This is a genomic window from Pseudoxanthobacter sp. (assembly GCF_036822375.1).
Lineage (GTDB): Bacteria > Pseudomonadota > Alphaproteobacteria > Rhizobiales > Segnochrobactraceae > Pseudoxanthobacter.
Genome location: NZ_DAISHT010000369.1, coordinates 1 through 1830 on the forward strand (window position 1 = coordinate 1; position 1830 = coordinate 1830).

General features: G+C 66.9%; 3 protein-coding genes. All 3 read right to left on the minus strand.

The genetic code is table 11. From position 1 onward, the window contains the following. Positions 1-109: 109 nt before the first annotated feature. The 3 genes from V7067_RS17700 to V7067_RS17710 are packed head-to-tail and all read right to left on the minus strand — an operon-like array spanning position 110 to position 1730. On the minus strand, positions 110-460 hold the full coding sequence (locus tag V7067_RS17700) for a hypothetical protein (RefSeq protein WP_334177198.1): 351 nt from the start codon (positions 458-460) through the stop codon (positions 110-112). After that, positions 457-879, minus strand: coding sequence for a hypothetical protein (locus V7067_RS17705; RefSeq protein WP_334177199.1), 423 nt, complete (start codon positions 877-879; stop codon positions 457-459). Before V7067_RS17705 ends, V7067_RS17700 begins: the two co-directional genes overlap by 4 nt. 29 nt (positions 880-908) lie before the next feature. Then, entirely contained in the window at positions 909-1730 is an 822-nt protein-coding gene (locus V7067_RS17710; RefSeq protein WP_334177200.1) for a peptidoglycan-binding protein, read from the minus strand. Between the last annotated feature and the right edge of the window lie 100 nt (positions 1731-1830).

Below are 1830 nucleotides of genomic sequence, written 5' to 3' on the forward strand. Positions count from 1 at the left end.
CACTTTCTGCAGACAGTTTCATGCAGACAGATATGCAGACAGATTGGCCCTTCCGCGGCCGGGAGGGGCAGGGCATCGCAGGTTGATATGGCCCGCGAAGCCCACTGGCTCACTTCGCCGCCGGGAGCCCGAGCCGCGCCCTGATCCACTCCCACGCGGTGTTGACCGCACGAATCCCCGACATGCCGATGAGCAGTCCTGTCGCCCCCTCAACACCTGCCGGCGAGAGCCCAAACCGAGCCACAACAATGCTGTGGACCAGCGGCGCGATGTAGGGGGTGAGGTAGAGGGCCATGAGCACTCCGGCGATTCCCAGCGACAGCCGGCGCCCGATAGAGCCGGTCTCCAGCAGCGCACCAGCAAGGCCGCCTCCGACCGCGTAGAATAGGGCCGAGACCCTGAACCCCGCGAGGCGCGCGAAATCGGACAGCATATCGCCCTGAGATGGATCGATGCTCATTCCGCCGCCCCCTGCGCCCGGAGGATGTCGCCGGCCTCCGCCACCAGATCGGCCGCCGTTTTACTCGACCGGGCGAGGGTCTGCGGCAACTTCTCCGCAACAGCAGCAGCAGCAGCCTCCGGGTCCTTGCCGGCCGCCAGTGCCGTCGTGAGGGCTTTGTCGATTCGCTCCACGCGCGCGCCCGTGGCCTTCTCGATCTGCGCCGCCGCCCACGCGCTGATGGCGCCAGCGAGCACGCCCCGCAGGCTCACCAGCACGGCGCCGAGCGCGCCAATGGTAACAACCGCGAGGCCAGCGAGCGCGGCATTCACATCAGCCCATGTAGATGCGCCATCATCGGCCAGAGCCGGCCAGAGCGGGGCAGAGATCAGGAACAAGGCGAGCGCCAGCGCGCCCGCGTTGAGGATCCGCAGGTTCATTTCATGCCTCATTTGTTGGAATGATTTGGTCAGGCGCCGAGTGCGGACCACGTTGCCGGGCCGACGACGCCGTCAGCAGTTAGGCCGGCGCTGGATTGGAACCGGCGCACAACGCGCTCGGTTGCAGGGCCGAAATTGCCGTCCACGACAACACCGGCACCACGCTCGTTAAGCCGCGACTGAAGTGCGGCCACATCATCGCCCGATGCACCGATGCGCAGCACCTGGCGGCCTGTCGCCTGCGCTGCCGCCGTGAAAATGCGTTTGGCCGATGTCAGGAGGGCCTTCCGGTCGGCCAGACCGTTCGTTCCGCCATTGATGCGCCGCGTGATCGTCAGCACATCGTCGGCGTCGGCATAGGTGTTCAACGCGCGCGTGGTCCAGAACCAGACGGCGGAGAGCAGCGCCCACGGGAATTCCGACAGGCTTTCCGGCTGCGCTTCGAAATCCGGCGCGGGCCCATCATAATTGAGCCGGGCCCAATCCGAGAACGCCCGGTAATTGGCCCGGCCGGTACACTGGATCAGGCCGCGCCCCCGGAACCGCCGGCCATCGCCGGCCGTGGTGTTGCCGAGGTCTTTCCGGCCTTCATACGCCGCACCGGACGCATATTCGGTTGCGGTGCGGAACCGGTCGCTCTCATGCGCGATCTGCGCCATGAAATGGGCCACGCGCAGAGGCGTGGTGATCCGGCACCGGGCGGCGAGGTCTGGCCACGCGAGGCACAGCCCTTCGATGATTGCCGCCTTGCCCGTTGGGCACAGGGACCGGACTTGGCTTGTGGTGATCTGCTGCATCATGCCCCCAATAAAAAAGCCCGCCGGGCGGCGGGCTGTGTCGTGTCCATTCATGGCGGCGGGCTATTCGTCCGCCGGGCCCCAATCCGCCGGCAGATCATCGACAAGCGCTGCCCGCTCGGCCGCCGTCAGCAGGGCATCGTAGGCGGCCTGC